The sequence below is a fragment of the Pseudomonas sp. HT11 genome, from assembly GCF_044875395.1.
Taxonomy (GTDB): domain Bacteria; phylum Pseudomonadota; class Gammaproteobacteria; order Pseudomonadales; family Pseudomonadaceae; genus Aquipseudomonas.
Map to the genome: position 1 here is coordinate 844,851 of NZ_CP173217.1, position 16,162 is coordinate 861,012.

Below are 16,162 nucleotides of genomic sequence, written 5' to 3' on the forward strand. Positions count from 1 at the left end.
GCCCCATGGAACCGATCGTACTGTTCAAGCAGGGCATGCTGCTGGTGGTGGTGTTGTCGGCACCGCCGCTGATTGTGGCGGTGATCGTCGGCGTGCTGACGTCGTTGGTGCAGGCGCTGATGCAGATACAGGATCAGACCCTGCCCTTTGGCATCAAGCTGGTTGCGGTGGGCATCACGCTGATATTGACGGGGCGCTGGATTGGCGTGGAGCTGATTCAACTGATCAACCTGATGTTCGACATGATCGCTCGCTCGGCACTGAACTGAGGGCATGCACGTGCTGCTTTATCTTGAATATCTACCCAGCCTGCTGGTAGCCATGGCGCGTATCTATCCCTGCGCGATCCTGGTGCCGGCGTTCTGTTTCCAGCATCTACGCGGCATGCCCCGGCATGTGATCGTGATGGTCATGGCGTTCATTCCGGCTCCCGGCATCCATGCGGTACTGGCGGGCCAGGACTATTCGGCGCTGATGATCATCGGGCTGATGCTCAAGGAGGTCACCCTGGGCATTTTGCTCGGGGTTTTGCTGGCCATGCCTTTCTGGATGTTCGAGTCGGTTGGCGCGCTGCTGGATAACCAGCGTGGCGCCCTGGCAGGTGGCCAGCTCAACCCGTCATTGGGGCCGGATGCAACGCCCGTGGGGCATCTGTTCAAACAGCTGGTGATTTACTTGCTGATCGCCGTCCTGGGCTTGAGCGTGCTTACCCAAGTGATCTGGGACAGTTACCTGCTATGGCCGGCCACCGCTTGGGTGCCGCTGCCGGCGGTCAATGGTTTCAGTCTTTTCCTGGGCCTGGTCGGCGATACCTTTACCCACATGATGCTCTACGCTGCGCCGTTCATTGCGGTGCTGATGTTTCTGGAGTTCGGCATCGCGCTGTTGGGTGTCTACAGCCAGCAGTTGCAGGTGAGCACGCTGGCGCCGCCGGTCAAATGCCTGGCGGGTATCGGGATTCTGTTGCTGTACTTTGCGTTGCTGCAGGACCTGATCGTCGGGCGCTTGAATGTGCTCGGCGATCTCAAACACTCACTCGGGCTGATGTTCCAGGTCTCGACGCCATGAGTGACTCCGGTGAAAAGAAGCACCCGGCCTCAGCCAAGAAACTGCGCGATCAGCGCAAGAAAGGCCAGGTTTCCCAAAGCCAGGATGTCAGCAAGCTGCTGGCGTTGACGGCCATCAGCGAGGTGGCGTTGTTCACCGCCGAAACCAGTTTGCAGCGCTTTCAGCAACTGATGGTGTTGCCAATGTCGAGTATGGCTCAGCCGTTCACGCGGGCGCTGGAGACGGTGCTGTTTGAAGGCGCGATGATGTTTTTCGCGTTCGCCCTGTTGATGGCCGGATTGGCCATTGCCGCGAAGCTGATCAGCAGTTGGATGCAGTTCGGGTTTCTGTTTGCTCCCGAGACCTTGAAGCTCGATTTCAATCGGCTCAACCCCCTCAAGCAGCTCAAACAGATGTTTTCTGCGCAATCGGTCATGAATCTGTTGATGAGCATCACCAAGGCAGTGCTACTGGGCGTGATTTTGTACGTGGTGATCAAGCCGTCTTTGGGCACGCTGATTAACCTGGCCAGCAGTGACCTGCAAACGTACATCCTGGCGCTGATCATGCTGTTCCGTCACTTGTTGCATGCCTGCCTGGGGCTGTTGCTGGTGCTGGCGCTGATCGACCTGGCGTTGCAAAAACACTTCTTCGCCAAGCGCATGCGCATGACCCAGGTCGAGGTCGTCAAAGAGTACAAAGACATGGAGGGCGACCCGCATGTGAAGGGGCAGCGCCGTTCGCTGGCCCAGCAGCTGGCCCAGGAGGAACCTAAGGTCAAGCTGCCCAAGCTGGAAGAGGCCGATATGCTGGTGGTCAACCCGACGCATTTTGCCGTGGCGCTGTATTACCGCCCGGGTGAGACGCCGCTGCCCATGCTGGTGTGCAAAGGCACGGATGACGCGGCGCGCGACTTGATCCAACAGGCCAAGGCCGCTGAGGTGCCGGTGATTCAGTGCGTGTGGCTGGCGCGCACGCTCTACACGAACAAACTGGGCGCGAGCATCCCCCGCGACACCCTGCAGGCCGTGGCGCTGATCTATCGCACGTTGCGTGAGTTGGATGATGAGGCCAAGCGCGAAACCCTCGAGTTGCCGGCGCTGGAAGTGCGCTGATCAGCGCACCGAACCTACGCGAAGCCAGGGCCAGGTGAGCCGCCGTGCTGCTCACCTGACAGCCTGGCAATAGCCGGCGTTGATCGCGGAACACTCAGCGTTCCAGCGAAATTGTCTGGTAATCCGCGCGCTCTCCTGAAGGGCCGGGCTCGACGCGCATCTGCGGTGGCCACCAGATTACCAAGGTGTCTTTGGTCGATTGCGGGCGTGAGCAGGAGTCGCCTTTGCACGTGGGAGCGCAGCCGGCGATGAGCAGCACGGTGCCGATCAGGGTGATGCACAACAGGTGGCGTTTCATGGGGCGACCTTCTTCTGAGTGGGCGTGATCAAGGACGGGCGGGGCACGCCGATGTGTTCATCCTTCACCACCGGGCGCATGGCGATAAATACCTCGGCTTCTTCACCCGGTTTGAGCCAGGCACGTGGCCATACCGTGACGGCCAGGGTCTGCGAATTGCTGCACTCCTTTTCGTCGATGCGCACGTTGCGCTTGATCTGATTGCGCACCACCACCACCGCCACATTGAACTGCGGGCCGGCGTACCACTGGCTGCGCTCGGTGTTCATGGCCAGTAGATCGCGGGTGTTGCACAGGGTGTCCAGGCCCAATGGCATCGGTGCCGCCTTGAAGGCCAGGGGCACTTGCCCGGTCACCAGATTGGCCAGAGTGCTGGTGATGTCACTGCGCTTGATGACCGGCGGGTGTTCGGCGTAACGCCTGGCCAGGGGCTTGAGCGCGGCCTGCAACTCCACTTGATCTTCCTGCGGCAAATACCGTGAAGGGTCCGCCTGATCGCCGATGACGCGTGGCGTCAGGATGAACAAGCGTTCGCGGCGATTGTTCTGGCGTTCGCTGGAGGAAAACAGCGCCTTGCCCAGCAGCGGTATGTCGCCCAGCAAGGGAACCTTATTGCGCTTGTCGGTGCTTTCGGTGACATGAAAACCACCGACCACCAGCGAGCGTTTTTCCGCCATCACCGCCTGGGTGCTGACATTGCCCCGGCGCACGTCGGGACCGATGCGATCCGGGTTGGATTCGTCGAAGTTGCCGTCCTCGATATCCACCATGAGGTGCACCTGATGAGTGCCACGGGTGGTAATCACCCTAGGGATCACTTGCAGGCTGGTACCTACCGTAATCGGCAGGATCGTCGCGACCTCCGTGCCTGCGGTCAGGTACTGGGTGCGGTTGAAGTCAATCACCGAGGGCTGGTTTTCCAGGGTAAGCACCGAGGGGTTGGACACCATGGTTGCCAGGCCGCGCTGCTCCAGGGCGCGTATCTTGGCAAAGAAGCGATCACGGTTCTCGATCGACAGCTGCGATGAACTCCCAGGCGCCATTCTCATGTCGCTGCTGAAATGGCTGTTGCCCCAGTTGACCCCGAATTCGCGCAGTTGGGAGCGCTCTATGTCGAGGATGATTGCGTCGATCTCCACCATTTTGCGCGCCACATCGAGCTGGGTAATCAGCTCTCGGTACATGGCCTGCCGTTCCGGGAGGTCGTAGATCAGCACGGCGTTGTTGCGCACGTCGGCCTCTACGCGGATTTTGCCTGCCGACACCGGAGCGCGCGGGGTGAGCGTGGCGCCAGAGGCCAACTGGCCTGAGTCCGCTGTCTGGCCGAACATTTGCCCGAGCATGGGATTGCTCAACCGCGGAACGTTCGGCGTGATGGGCGAGGGCTGCGAGGAGGGGCGCGGGGAAAGCGTCGACAGGGATGACGTCGCCCGAGGCTCCAATAAGCCCCGCAGCATGCTGGCGACGCCAGGGACGACTATTTTTTCGCCGCGGTAGTCGATCTGGCGATCTCCCGCGTTGGCGAATTTCAGGGGGTAGCTGAGTACGCTTTGTTTTTCGTCGGGTGACTTACGCTGGCTGCTGAATTGCTTGATCTGTTCGATGTAGCGCTTGGGGCCAGAGACCAGCACCACGCCGTCATCGGGCAGTTCGCCCCAGCCGAAACGACTGTCGAGCAAGCCGATATCGGTCAAGGCCCGTTTGAGGTCGGCGACGGTCTCGGAAGAAACCTCCAGGCGCGCGGACTCTTGCAGGTCCAGGGTGCTGATATAGAGGGTGTTGTTGTACAAGTACCATTGAAAGCGGTGTTCAACGCCCAGCCTGTCGAGTAACGACTGCGGGGTATTGGCGCGTATCTTGCCATTTACGATGCCCTCCAGCAGACCGTCGACTTGCAGTTGCGTGCCAAACGTTTGAGCAAAGTCCTCCAGCACATCCCGCAGGGGCTTATGCTCGGCTTCATAGGCGTAGGCGGTGTTTTTCCATTCGGAGGGGATGGCGGCGAGGGGGCTGTGCAGCGGCGCCAACAACAAGGGCAGCGCAAGCAAACAACGCCAGTGGGCGCGTTTTGCCAGAGCCGCGGGCGAGTTTAAACGCAAGCCGGTGTGCTTGTTGATCTTGCTATACATGACAGGTTCTCTGTTTCAGTGCGAAAGCGTCGTAATGAAGTGGGCCGGATTTGCGCCCAGCCGTTGTCAGGCGCGCGGTTGCGCCGCGCCAGGTGTCACGTTGGTTGAGAGGGACTTCAAGGGTTTGCAATCAAGTGGCAGGCATTGCACCCACCAGAGATGGCGCGTGGCGCGAACCTGGGCAAGTGCTGACTTGCGGTTCGAGCCGCCGCCTGTTCTGTTCACGACCGCCCAAGCCAACAGTCAGCGTTTGCTGCCAGCCACTAAACGACATTGATGGCCGATTTAACCGTCTCGTGTTTGTAGCTGAGGTAGGTCGAACTCACGGCAAAGTTGTTAACCAGGGCGGACTTTTCCTCAATGAGTTGTTCGAAGAGCCGCGCGCTGTCTTCGCTTGCTTCGCTGTACGGAATGTCGGCGCTGATCTGGTCGAGGTTTTTTTCGGCTTGGGATTGCTGCCTGTAGAGACTGCTGAGTACGCGTGAGTCAGTATTCATGGCGTTATCTCCAGTGGGTGTGTATCCCTGTGTGGCGGCAGATTGCTCACCAGTTCCAACAACAGGCCTGTGTGGTTAAAAAGAACAGCATTTACCCAGCAAAGGTGTCACTTGATTTGGCCAAGGGTGGAATCGCCACCAGGTTGTCGAGGGCATGCGCCCAGTTGATATGAAACCCGCCATCTTCTGTCTCAAGCAGCAGCGACTGGGCGGCGATCCCGTCTTCGACTCGAAGCGTCCAGGGCACGCTGCTGTGAAGGTTGAGCCATAGCTCGACGTGTTCACGGTCCTGCGGGTTGCACACCAGGTGCGCCTCAACGGTGGGCAGTTGCGCCTCCAGCAGTTTGTTGAGCAGTGTCGTGAGGCGTTGAACGGGCACAGTCTCCTCCAGCAGGGTTTGAATGGCCGCGTTGATGACTGAGCTTGCGACCTGCTCCAAACTCGCCAGCATTGCCTGGCGCTCTGACTCCCAGCGGTGCAGCTGGGCATTGGCGCGTTGCCAGAACTCATCGCTGGCACGTTCGAGTATCTTTTCGCATTGGGCCTGGGCCTGGCTGATGCGCGTCTGCGCTTGAGTTTCTGCGTGTTCCAACAGCTGACGGGCCTGGGCGTAGTCAGACAGCATTTCCCTGGGGATCAGGGCCGTGGGCAGTGCGTGGGCGGGGGTGTTCAGCTCAATCGTGTGGGCGCAAAACATGGTCGGGTTTCTCGCGAGGGGCGGGCGGCGCGTCATCGACAGCGGTGGAGGTTGCGCGCCAGATCGTGGCTTTCCACAGGGTATCCAGCCGTCCGTGCGTGTCCGCCAGGCGAGGATGCTGCTCCAAGGCCAGCACCCTTGGGCGGGCAAAATTCAGGCGTAGCCGCTGCCAGACATTGGGAGCGACCCACGCGCGCAGGTAGTGCAATGGGTCGTCGACGTTCACCGGTGCTGAGCCCGTGGGCAGTGCCTTGGCCAGGCGCTGGCACCACAGCAGCTGCTCTTGATTCAACCGGTTGTCGTGGGGCGCGTTGTACACCTCATTCACCAGTGTCAGTGCGAGGTCGCGTTGTTGTGCGCTGCTCAACACCCATTGGAGGAGGGCTGGAGACGTGGGAGGGGCAAGCTCGGGCGCGATGCCGAACAGGCTGCTCACGCGGCGATGATAGGCGCGTGAAAGCGCTGCGGTTTCCACAAACCCCGTTTGCGTGAGCCAGTCAATGTGTGCGTTTTTCCATGGGAAAGCCCACCATTTTACCCAGTTGAGGTCGTCACTCATGGGCGTGTGCCGGCGTGCTTTCGGGTGTGAGTGTGGAGACTTTCCTGCGGCGCCAGAACAGCCAGGCGATGCCTCCTGACAGAGCGATGATCAGCGGCGCAATCATGCTGGCGCGCCAGAAACCAAGGTCTTGCTCGGGCACCAGAAAAGGGCCGAGGTAGGTCAGCTGTTGCTGCTCGGTGTAGGCGGTGGCCGGTACAAAAATGACGGTCAGTTTTGTCGTGTTGTCTATGGCCGAGGCCATGCCCGGGATGCTGCTGGCCACCAGTCTTCGCACGCGCGGATTGATATTGTCCGGGTCCAGTCGCGGGTCGTGCTTGATGAAGACCGAGGCGGAGGCCGGCTGTACCGGCTCGCCTGGCGCGACGCGCTCAGGCAGTACCACATGCACACGCGCGACGATCACCCCGTCTATGTTGGACAAGGTCGATTCCAGCTCCTGGGACAGCGCGTAGATATAGCGTGCGCGCTCTTCCAGCGGGGTGGAGATGACGCCTTCCTTGCGAAAGATATCCCCCAGCGTCGACCGGGCCGTTTTGGGCAGCCCCGCCGCGTCCAGGGTACGCACAGCTCGGCTGATGTCACTGGCCTTGACCCGAACAGCGACACCGTCTTTGCCTGGCACCTTCTGGGCCCGGATTTGCTTGTCTGCCAGCTCCGCGATGACTTCGTTGGCTTCCTGCTCAGAAATATTGCGATGCAGCTCTACGCTGTCACCACAACCGGACAGCATCAACGCTAATGAAAACAAGAATGGGGCGGTTAGGCGGCGGTACATGCAGCTATCCCATGCTTGAAATTTTGTCGACGCCTTTCGCGACGGCGCCGATGACCTTGACGCGTGACATCACGTCGATATGCGCTTCGGCGAGCGACTGGGGGAACTCGTTCGCGTCCTTGGTCTTTTTGTTCAGGCTCGCGTCACGAAAGCCTTTGGATACGCGTCTGGATAAAGCGTCCGACGCTGTCGCGCTCCACGCCTGAGCGGTGGACGCCACCGCAGGCACGATGCCTTTCACGGGCGGCTCGGTCTGGCTGAGTTGGGCGTTGAAAAAGTTGATGTCAGACGCCCGGTTGATCGCGCCAGGCGCCTCGGCTTGAGAGAGGATGCTGCTGTTTTCCGGTTGCCCAGGGGTGGTGATGTACATGTGAACCTCCATCGAACGTATCGAGTGTTACGTGCCTCGTGACGATGAAAAACCTCCTCGACCTGGGCAGAGGAGGTCAGTCTGACTTACGCGAATCGCAAAGACTTAATGCGGCCCGCTTTCGCGGTAGTCAGTTCTTGTTCAGCAGTCTTCTTGGCCTCTTCGACGACTTTCCTTTCTTTATCTGCGTTGATTGCGTCCAGTTGCGCCTGGTTACCCGCGCTGGAACCACCAATACCTGAGATTGAGGACATAGATCACCTTCTTGATTTCAAATGAAGTCTGATAGCGAGTGTTAGCTACCGTCACGTGTTGAGTGGCTGTGAAGTCACCCACTTATAAGTGGTGGAAGGAAATAAAGCGTTCCAGTATTTATATGTTTAAAATTATTTCTAGTGCGGTTTTTTGTGAAGTCATTGTTGTAATGCTTAATTGTGCGCATGCGCTAAAGTGCCCAGGCAGGTGCGAATGGCTAAGTTCTGCCGCAATGTGCCAGTTACACTGCTCGGTTATAAGTCGAGTTGTTTAATTCGGTGGTAGAGCGTGCGTTTGGCGACGCCTAATTCAATTGCGGTGATATCCACGCAATGATCATTGCGGCGCAACGACTCTTCAATCAGTGCTTTTTCGATTTGTTGCAGACGTTCCTTCAGGCTCAGTTCGCCATCGTGCGGGTTGCTCATGGGCGTGGAGAATGGTGGCAGGCCCAGCACGAACCGCTTGGCGGACGAACGTAATTCGCGAATATTGCCCAGCCAGGCGTGGCACAGCAGTTGTTGCAACAGCGGGCCGGGAACCGTCGGAGCGGGGCATTTGAAGTGCTCGGCTTCTTCCCGGACCATCTTCATGAACAGCGGAATGATGCGTTCCCGCTGGTGCCGCAAGGCCGGAAGTTCGAGGCTGACGACATTCAGGCGAAAGTACAGGTCACGCCTGAAGGTGCCCAATTCGACCATGTGGTGCAGTGACTGCTGGGCCGAGGCAATGACGCGCATGTCCACCGGGATGAAGCGGGTTGAACCCAGCCGCTCCACGCCCCGCGACTCCAGCACCCGCAGCAGTTTGGCCTGCAGGCTCAATGGCATGCTGTCGACCTCATCGAGGTACAAGGTGCCCAGGTGAGCCGCCTCGACAAAGCCGGCCCGCGATTGCATGGCCCCGGTAAAGGCGCCACTGTTGACCCCGAACAATTGGCTCTCCGCGAGGCTTTCCGGGATAGCGGCGCAGTTCACGGCAATGAAGTTACCGCGCCGCCCCGACAAGCGATGGACCCGTTGGGCCAAGGTGTCTTTCCCTGTGCCGGTTTCCCCTAATAGCAGAATGTCGATATTGAGTGACGCTGTGCTGTTAAGGGTGTTTTCAATACCTGAGGTGTCACTGATTGAGATGTCTGTTTCAACTTCCCTATGGTAGGCATCCGACATCAAGTAAGTGCTCCATTATCACTGTGCATCATTCAGGCAACGGTCGGCAGGCAAAGGCCAGCAGGGCGCAAATTATAGTTTTTTTATTGTTGTTCTGAAGTAGGAACTTACGCGCAAGGCGTAGGAGAAATGAGATAGGTTTGGGGGGTATTTTGCTTGGAGGTGCAGTCAGTAAAATATTAAGGGTTAATAGGAGGAATCTTAAGTTTCGGAGTGTTCGGATGAACGTCGATAAGTAGTCGCCCACAAAAAAGCCGATGCAGTGCATCGGCCTTTTGTTTGCGGCAATGACCGCAAGGTTTACTTATACGTTGAAACGGAAGTGCATGACGTCGCCATCTTTGACGATGTATTCCTTGCCTTCAAGGCGCCACTTACCGGCTTCCTTGGTGCCGGCTTCACCCTTGTACTGGATGAAGTCGTTGTAGGCGATGACTTCGGCGCGGATAAAGCCTTTTTCGAAGTCGGTGTGGATCACGCCGGCAGCCTGTGGCGCGGTGGCGCCGACTTTGACGGTCCAGGCGCGGACTTCTTCGACACCGGCGGTGAAGTAAGTCTGCAGGTGCAGCATTTCGTAGCCGGCGCGGATCACACGGTTCAAGCCAGGCTCTTCCAGGCCCAGCGCCTCGAGGAACATGTCTTTTTCTTCGCCGTCATCCAGCTCGGCGATTTCGGCTTCGATCTTGTTGCACACCGGCACCACGATCGCGCCTTCTTCCTCGGCGATGGCCTTGACCACGTCGAGCAATGGGTTGTTCTCAAAGCCGTCTTCAGCGACGTTGGCGATGTACATCACCGGCTTGGTGGTCAGCAGGTGGAAGCCTTTGATCACTGCTTTTTCATCGGCGTTCATGCTCTTCATCAGGCTGCGCGCTGGCTTGCCCAGGGTGAAGTGAGCGATCAATTGCTCCAGCAGGCCTTTCTGGACCACGGCATCCTTGTCGCCGCCCTTGGCGTTACGCGCGACTTTCTGCAGTTGTTTCTCGCAGCTGTCGAGGTCGGCGAAGATCAGTTCCAGGTCGATGATCTCGATGTCGCGCTTCGGGTCGACGCTGTTGGAGACGTGAATCACGTTCTCGTCTTCAAAGCAGCGGACCACGTGGGCGATGGCATCGGTTTCACGGATGTTGGCCAGGAACTTGTTGCCCAGGCCTTCACCTTTCGACGCGCCGGCCACCAGGCCTGCGATGTCGACGAATTCCATGGTGGTCGGCAGGATGCGCTTTGGATTGACGATAGCCGCCAGCTCCTGCAAGCGCGGGTCCGGCATGGCCACGATACCGCTGTTGGGTTCGATGGTGCAGAAGGGGAAGTTCTCCGCCGCAATACCGGACTTGGTCAAGGCGTTGAACAGGGTGGATTTGCCGACGTTGGGCAGGCCGACGATGCCGCAATTGAATCCCATGGTGTTTCCCCTCGGTAAGAGTCAGGCCTTCTGGCTGTGCAGGTTTTTCATCGCACGGTTCCATTCACCGGCGAAGATATCCGGCAGCACGCCGAGGGCAAAGTCGATGCTGGCATCGAGTTTTTCCTGTTCGGCGCGTGGCGCACGACCCAGGACGAAATTTGAAACCATACTGGCAACGCCTGGGTGGCCAATGCCGAGCCGCAGACGGTAAAAATTATTCTGATTGCCCAGCTGCGCGATGATGTCGCGCAGGCCATTGTGCCCGCCATGCCCGCCGCCCAACTTGAGTTTGGCAACGCCGGGTGGCAGGTCCAGTTCGTCATGGGCCACCAGGATTTCTTCGGGTTTGATCCGGAAGAAGCCCGCAAGCGCCGCGACGGCTTGGCCGCTGCGGTTCATGTAGGTGGTGGGAATCAGCAGACGAACATCCTGACCTTGATGCGAAAAGCGTCCGGTCAGGCCAAAATATTTGCGATCGGCCACAAGGTTTACGCCTTGGGCGTGGGCGATACGCTCAACAAAAAGGGCCCCCGCGTTATGCCGGGTCTGTTCGTATTCGGCGCCTGGATTTCCCAGGCCAACGATCAGTTTAATGGCAGTCACGACAGGGGCCCTTCCTTTGGAGTTGTGGATAACATCGCCGCAACCTGCGTGCGGCGAAAGTGGACGACAAGAGATCATTTACTCAAGAGTAAACGCCGCGTTATCGCCCGCTTTCTCGCTACGTTTCGGTCCGCGATGTTTCCTCAAGCTCCGGCAATACAGAGTGAATTACTCTGCAGCGCCTTCTTCTTCAGCTTCTGGAGCAACGCGTGGAGCGTGAACGTTGGCAACAGCTTTGTCATCACCGTGAGCCAGTGCGACAAATTCAACGCCTTTAGGGGCCTTGAGGTCGGACAGGTGAACGATGGCGCCGATTTCCAGAGCCGACAGGTCGACTTCGATGAACTCAGGCAGGTCTTTCGGCAGGCAGGTCACTTCGATTTCGTTCAGGACGTGCGAGATCTCGCCGCCTTTCTTGACCGGAGCTTCTTCGCCAACGAAGTGCACTGGAACGATAGCGGTCAGTTTCTGACCGGCTACAACGCGTACAAAGTCAGCGTGCAGCACGTGGCCTTTGGCCGGGTGACGTTGCAGAGCTTTGATGATCACGTTTTGCTTGGTGCCGCCAACGTTCAGTTCGATAACGTGGCTGTAAGCAGCATCGTTTTCGAGCAGTTTGGCGATTTCTTTAGCCAGCATGCTGATGGATTCAGGGGCTTTTTCGCCACCGTAAACTACAGCTGGAACCAGGCTTGCGAGACGACGCAGGCGGCGGCTCGCACCTTTCCCCAGGTCGGAACGCAGTTCAGCATTCAAAGTAAAATCGTTCATGTTGTATCTCCAAAATAACCACATTCGCCCCAGCGTTTGCGACCAGCGCTAAAGGCGATATGGGCAAAAAAGCCCCGCCCCAACAGTATGCTGGGGCGGGGCGCTTTTCGTCAGGTTGATGTCGCTAAGGTGTGAACCTTAACGGAACATCGCGCTGATCGATTCTTCGTTGCTGATGCGGCGAACCGCCTCGGCAACTACCGGTGCGATATCCAGTTGACGGATACGCGAACAGGCTTGAGCTGCTGCGGACAACGGGATGGTGTTAGTCACCACCAGTTCGTCCAGCATGGAGTTCTCGATGTTCTCGATCGCTCGGCCCGACAGCACAGGGTGTGTGCAGTAGGCGAAGACTTTTGCGGCACCGTGCTCTTTCAGGGCTTTCGCCGCGTGGCACAGTGTGCCGGCGGTGTCGACCATGTCATCAACCAGAATACAGGTACGCCCTTCGACATCACCGATGATATGCATCACTTCAGAGTGATTGGCTTTTTCACGGCGTTTGTCGATGATCCCGAGGTCAACGCCCAGGGATTTGGCAACGGCCCGTGCACGCACGACGCCACCAATGTCCGGGGACACGATCATCAGGTTTTCAAAGCGCTGGTCTTCGATGTCATCCACCAATACTGGGGAGCCGTAGATGTTATCTACCGGGATATCGAAGAACCCCTGAATTTGGTCAGCGTGCAGGTCAACCGTGAGAACACGGTCGATGCCTACCACGGTCAGCATGTCAGCAACGACTTTCGCGCTGATAGCCACACGTGCGGAACGCGGACGGCGATCCTGACGGGCATAACCAAAGTAAGGGATTACAGCTGTGATTCGAGTCGCTGAGGAGCGGCGGAAGGCATCAGCCATCACGACGAGTTCCATCAGGTTATCGTTGGTCGGAGCGCAGGTCGGCTGAATAATGAAGACATCTTTACCGCGGACGTTTTCATTGATCTCGGCTGTAATTTCGCCGTCGGAGAACTTACCGACAGAGATGTCACCGAGAGGGATATGCAGCTGACGTACGACACGTCGAGCCAGATCGGGGTTGGCATTCCCCGTAAAGACCATCATCTTGGACACGCGCAGTACCTAGAGGCTGAGGGTAACCTGGATGAGTATTAGAAAATGGCAGGGGCGGCTGGATTCGAACCAACGCATGGCAGGATCAAAACCTGCTGCCTTACCGCTTGGCGACGCCCCTGTATCTGTTGCAACGAGTACCCAGTACTCGGTTCCTTTAGAGCAGACTTTGCAGCTTGCGATGCAACATCGAAACGTTGCTTCCCTTTGCTACAAACCCTGTAAGGGTCTCTGTAAGAAGGGCCGAGACTTTATCAGCTTCAGCTTTGCTTGGGAAGCCCCCAAACACACAACTTCCAGTTCCGGTTAATTTTGCTTCGGTAAATTTACCTAACAAATTCAAAGCGTTACGTACCTCTGGATAACGCCTTGCTACAACCGGTAAGCAGTCATTTCGACTGTTTCCCTTGGGAACGGGGCGCACTTTAATGGGAGGAGAGTTACGTGTCAACAGTGGATCTGAAAAAATTTCTGCTGTACTTACAGATACTTGCGGAACAAGCACGACATACCACGGCTCTTCGGGGTATTCCGGGGTGAGTTTCTCACCCACGCCCTCGGCAAAAGCGGCGTGCCCACGCACGAAAACCGGGACGTCAGCGCCCAGCGTCAGGCCCAGCGTAGCCAGGCGATCGTGGTCCCAACCCAGTTGCCACAAGTGATTGAGGCCGAGCAACGTCGTCGCGGCATTTGAGCTGCCACCGCCAATGCCACCGCCCATGGGCAAAATTTTATCGATCCAGATGTCGATGCCCTGGGGGCAACCGGATTGTTCCTGAAGTTTTTTTGCGGCCTTCACAATCAGGTTGCTGTCGTGGGGCACGCCTTCGAATTCGGTGTGCAACTGAATCACGCCATCATCGCGCACGGCGAAGGTCAGTTCGTCGCCGTAGTCCAGAAATTGAAACAGCGTCTGCAGCTCGTGGTAGCCGTCTTCACGGCGACCCAGAATGTGCAGCATCAAATTGAGTTTGGCGGGGGAAGGCAGCGTCAGCGTTGTAACAGTCACGTTTATTGCCCCAGCTTGCGCGGTTGCCAGTCCTTGATCACCAGCGTGACATCAAGGTCGGTGCCATGCAGCTTGATGCGCTCGGGCAGCCAGTAACCGCTTTGTTGCACGTAGCTGAGGTACTCCACCTGCCAGCCATCCTGTTCCAGCGTGGCCAGCCGACTGTCGCCATTGAGGCTCAGGCGACTTTTGCTGTCCGGCGCGGGCAAACCGCGAACCCACCACACCAGGTGCGAAACGGGCAGCTTCCAGCCCATTTGCTGCTCCAGCAATTCTTCTGGCGACGCCGCTTCATAGCGTCCCTGGTTGGCCACTTCCAGGCTGACTTGCCCCGGGCGTCCCGTCAGGCGAGCTGCGCCGCGGCCCAGTGGGCCGGACAGGCGAATGTCGTAATAGTCCTGGCGCTGCAGCCAGAACAACGTGCCGCTGCCGGAATCTTTTGGCGCGCGAACCCCGACCTTGCCTTCGATCTGCCAGCCATCAATGCTGCTGAGCTGATCCTTGTGTTGTTTCCATTGCGCCGGGTTGCCCTGGCCTTCAACGGATTCGCGGGCGCCGAAACCCGCGCAACCGGCGAGCAGGGCGATGAAGCTGAAAACAATGACGTGGCGCAAGAACATAAGCTTAAAGGGTCTCGGATCCGGTCAGGCGCTTGATGGTGCCGCGCAGGATGGGGCTTTCGGGTTGTTCCTTGAGGAATTTTTCCCAGATTTGTCGCGCTTCGCGCTGCTTGCCATTGGCCCACAGCACTTCGCCAAGGTGGGCGGCCACTTCCTGGTCAGGGAAGCGTTCCAGTGCCTGGCGCAGCAAGCGTTCGGCTTCGTCCAGGTTGCCCAGGCGGTAATTGACCCAGCCCAGGCTGTCGAGCACGGCCGGGTCTTCGGGGTTGAGCTTGTGGGCTTGCTCGATCAGCACCTTGGCTTCGGCGTAGCGCGTCGTACGGTCGGACAAGGTGTAACCCAGGGCGTTCAGCGCCATGGCGTTGTCCGGGTCACGCTTGATGATCAGGCGCAGGTCTTTTTCCATCTGCGCCAGGTCATTGCGTTTTTCCGCCTGCATGGCGCGGGTGTACAGCAGATTCAAATCGTCGGGGTATTGCAGCAAGGCTTGTTGCAGCAATTTCCAGGCGCGTTCGCCCTGCTTGTTGGCCGATAAGGTTTCGGCCTGGATCAGGTACAGCTGGATCGCGTAGTCCGGTTCGGCATCGCGCGCTGCGGCCAGGCGTTTTTCCGCCTCGTCGGTGCGGCCGTTGCTCATCAGGATGTCAGCCTGGCGCAATTGGGCCGGCAGGTAGTCGTTGCCAGGGCCGACCTGAGCGTACTCGAGCAGGGCCGCCTGCGGGTCGTTGCGCTCTTCAGCGATACGGCCGAGGTTCAGGTGCGCCGAGTCCACATGGCTTTCGCGTTGGATCAGCTCCTCCAGATAGCCCTTGGCCTCGTCCCAGGCCTTGGCTTCCAGGCACACCAGTGCCAGGGAGTAGCGCAATTCATCGTCGTCCGGGTATTGCTGGACCAGATTGGCGAACTGCACCTTGGCGTCTTCCATACGGTCCTGCTCAACCAGCGTGCGCGCATAGGTCAGGCGCAGGCGCTTGTCGTCCGGATACTTCTTGATGCTCTTTTCCAGCAGAGGAATCGCTTCCTTGCCGCGATTGAGGTTCTGCAGCAAGCGCGCGCGCAGCAAAATCGGTGCGATCTCGCCGTCTTCCGGCGGGTTCTGCTCCAGCAGCTTGAGTGCGGCGTCGGCTTCATCATCCTGTTGCAGCAGTAACGCCTTGCCGAAAATCAGCTGGCTGTTCTTTGGGTGTTTTTGCAGCAGGCGGTCGAAACTCTTCATCAGGCCATTGCGCGTGTCCTGGTCGGTGTCGGCAGCCGACAGCGCGAGGAAGTCGAAATGCGTGTCGCCCTTGCCCAGCAGGACTTTCTCCATATAAACCATGGAATCGTCATAGCGCCCCGCGCGCGCCAGTTGAATGGCCGCGGCCCGCTGCGCTTCCAGGTCGTCCGGTGCGTTTCTCGCCCAGATCAGCGAGGTGTCCAGCGCAGCCTGGTCAGCGCCCAGGTATTCGGCGATGCGAAACGCGCGCTCCGAAATGCCCGGATCCTGGGTGTTGATGGCCTGGGTCACGTAGTTATCCAGGGCAATATCGAAACGATTGCGCTGGCCGGCGAGTTCCGCGGTCAGCAGGCTGTAGATCGTTTCTTCATTGAACGAGGAATAAACCTTGGGCTTTTCAGGGGCGGGGGTGCTGTCTTCAACCGGCGGCGTACCGTCCGGCGACACGGGTGCCAAGGCCTGGCAGCCGCTGAGGAAGACAAAAGCAAGGAGCAACGCGGAAGATCTATTCATATAGGAAGAGGACGACTAACCTGCGGTC

At 58.4% G+C, this 16,162-nt stretch carries 19 protein-coding genes and 1 tRNA gene; 3 read left to right on the forward strand and 17 right to left on the reverse strand.

Annotated features, from left to right (window positions below; genetic code table 11):
* The first annotated feature begins 5 nt into the window (after window positions 1-5).
* The 3 genes from sctS to sctU are packed head-to-tail and all read left to right on the forward strand — an operon-like array spanning window position 6 to window position 2,162.
* Complete coding sequence (gene sctS, locus ABWL43_RS03665; RefSeq protein WP_058411467.1) at window positions 6-269, forward strand: type III secretion system export apparatus subunit SctS; 264 nt, start codon at window positions 6-8, stop codon at window positions 267-269.
* 10 nt (window positions 270-279) lie between these two features.
* Window positions 280-1,068: a type III secretion system export apparatus subunit SctT gene (gene sctT / locus ABWL43_RS03670; RefSeq protein ID WP_404488364.1), complete on the forward strand. Its 789-nt coding sequence runs from the start codon at window positions 280-282 to the stop codon at window positions 1,066-1,068.
* Window positions 1,065-2,162, forward strand: a complete 1,098-nt coding sequence (gene sctU, locus ABWL43_RS03675) for a type III secretion system export apparatus subunit SctU (RefSeq protein ID WP_369302541.1) — start codon at window positions 1,065-1,067, stop codon at window positions 2,160-2,162. Before sctT ends, sctU begins: the two co-directional genes overlap by 4 nt.
* A 94-nt stretch (window positions 2,163-2,256) precedes the next feature.
* On the opposite strand, the gene hrpT is transcribed toward sctU, so the two are convergent.
* The 17 genes from hrpT to ABWL43_RS03760 form a co-directional block, all read right to left on the reverse strand.
* The gene (gene hrpT, locus ABWL43_RS03680; protein ID WP_119736448.1) at window positions 2,257-2,460 is read right to left on the reverse strand and encodes an HrpT family type III secretion system protein; all 204 of its coding nucleotides are present in this window, start codon (window positions 2,458-2,460) and stop codon (window positions 2,257-2,259) included.
* Window positions 2,457-4,589 carry a type III secretion system outer membrane ring subunit SctC gene (gene sctC, locus ABWL43_RS03685; protein WP_404486771.1) on the reverse strand — a complete coding sequence of 711 codons (2,133 nt, stop codon included), beginning with the start codon at window positions 4,587-4,589 and terminating at the stop codon, window positions 2,457-2,459. The genes hrpT and sctC overlap by 4 nt, the downstream gene beginning before the upstream one ends.
* 263 nt (window positions 4,590-4,852) lie before the next feature.
* Window positions 4,853-5,086, reverse strand: a complete 234-nt coding sequence (locus ABWL43_RS03690; protein WP_145165552.1) for a hypothetical protein — start codon at window positions 5,084-5,086, stop codon at window positions 4,853-4,855.
* A gap of 91 nt (window positions 5,087-5,177) precedes the next feature.
* The gene (gene sctL, locus ABWL43_RS03695; RefSeq protein ID WP_404486773.1) at window positions 5,178-5,783 is read right to left on the reverse strand and encodes a type III secretion system stator protein SctL; all 606 of its coding nucleotides are present in this window, start codon (window positions 5,781-5,783) and stop codon (window positions 5,178-5,180) included.
* Window positions 5,761-6,342, reverse strand: coding sequence for a type III secretion protein (locus ABWL43_RS03700; RefSeq protein ID WP_404486775.1), 582 nt, complete (start codon window positions 6,340-6,342; stop codon window positions 5,761-5,763). Before ABWL43_RS03700 ends, sctL begins: the two co-directional genes overlap by 23 nt.
* A complete protein-coding gene (sctJ, locus tag ABWL43_RS03705) occupies window positions 6,335-7,120 on the reverse strand; it encodes a type III secretion system inner membrane ring lipoprotein SctJ (protein ID WP_404486777.1) in 786 nt (261 codons plus the stop codon). Before sctJ ends, ABWL43_RS03700 begins: the two co-directional genes overlap by 8 nt.
* A 4-nt stretch (window positions 7,121-7,124) precedes the next feature.
* Complete coding sequence (locus ABWL43_RS03710) at window positions 7,125-7,490, reverse strand: hypothetical protein (protein ID WP_404486779.1); 366 nt, start codon at window positions 7,488-7,490, stop codon at window positions 7,125-7,127.
* A gap of 86 nt (window positions 7,491-7,576) precedes the next feature.
* Window positions 7,577-7,744: a hypothetical protein gene (locus tag ABWL43_RS03715; protein ID WP_157986803.1), complete on the reverse strand. Its 168-nt coding sequence runs from the start codon at window positions 7,742-7,744 to the stop codon at window positions 7,577-7,579.
* 255 nt (window positions 7,745-7,999) lie between these two features.
* Window positions 8,000-8,914 (reverse strand): sigma 54-interacting transcriptional regulator, encoded by a 915-nt coding sequence (locus ABWL43_RS03720; RefSeq protein ID WP_404486781.1) that lies wholly within the window; start codon window positions 8,912-8,914, stop codon window positions 8,000-8,002.
* Window positions 8,915-9,218: 304 nt separating this feature from the next.
* Window positions 9,219-10,319: a redox-regulated ATPase YchF gene (ychF, locus tag ABWL43_RS03725; protein ID WP_101266309.1), complete on the reverse strand. Its 1,101-nt coding sequence runs from the start codon at window positions 10,317-10,319 to the stop codon at window positions 9,219-9,221.
* Between the two features lie 21 nt (window positions 10,320-10,340).
* Window positions 10,341-10,925, reverse strand: coding sequence for an aminoacyl-tRNA hydrolase (pth, locus tag ABWL43_RS03730; protein WP_010213318.1), 585 nt, complete (start codon window positions 10,923-10,925; stop codon window positions 10,341-10,343).
* Window positions 10,926-11,093: 168 nt separating this feature from the next.
* The gene (locus ABWL43_RS03735) at window positions 11,094-11,696 is read right to left on the reverse strand and encodes a 50S ribosomal protein L25/general stress protein Ctc (protein WP_106578554.1); all 603 of its coding nucleotides are present in this window, start codon (window positions 11,694-11,696) and stop codon (window positions 11,094-11,096) included.
* A 138-nt stretch (window positions 11,697-11,834) separates the two neighbouring features.
* Window positions 11,835-12,776 carry a ribose-phosphate pyrophosphokinase gene (locus ABWL43_RS03740; RefSeq protein WP_003208392.1) on the reverse strand — a complete coding sequence of 314 codons (942 nt, stop codon included), beginning with the start codon at window positions 12,774-12,776 and terminating at the stop codon, window positions 11,835-11,837.
* A 46-nt stretch (window positions 12,777-12,822) separates the two neighbouring features.
* Window positions 12,823-12,897, reverse strand: a tRNA-Gln gene (locus ABWL43_RS03745).
* Window positions 12,898-12,933: 36 nt separating this feature from the next.
* Window positions 12,934-13,737, reverse strand: coding sequence for a 4-(cytidine 5'-diphospho)-2-C-methyl-D-erythritol kinase (ispE, locus tag ABWL43_RS03750; protein ID WP_242195080.1), 804 nt, complete (start codon window positions 13,735-13,737; stop codon window positions 12,934-12,936).
* A gap of 50 nt (window positions 13,738-13,787) precedes the next feature.
* Window positions 13,788-14,405 carry a lipoprotein insertase outer membrane protein LolB gene (gene lolB, locus ABWL43_RS03755; RefSeq protein ID WP_177016585.1) on the reverse strand — a complete coding sequence of 206 codons (618 nt, stop codon included), beginning with the start codon at window positions 14,403-14,405 and terminating at the stop codon, window positions 13,788-13,790.
* Between the two features lie 4 nt (window positions 14,406-14,409).
* Window positions 14,410-16,134 (reverse strand): tetratricopeptide repeat protein, encoded by a 1,725-nt coding sequence (locus tag ABWL43_RS03760; protein ID WP_106578557.1) that lies wholly within the window; start codon window positions 16,132-16,134, stop codon window positions 14,410-14,412.
* Window positions 16,135-16,162 lie beyond the last annotated feature (28 nt).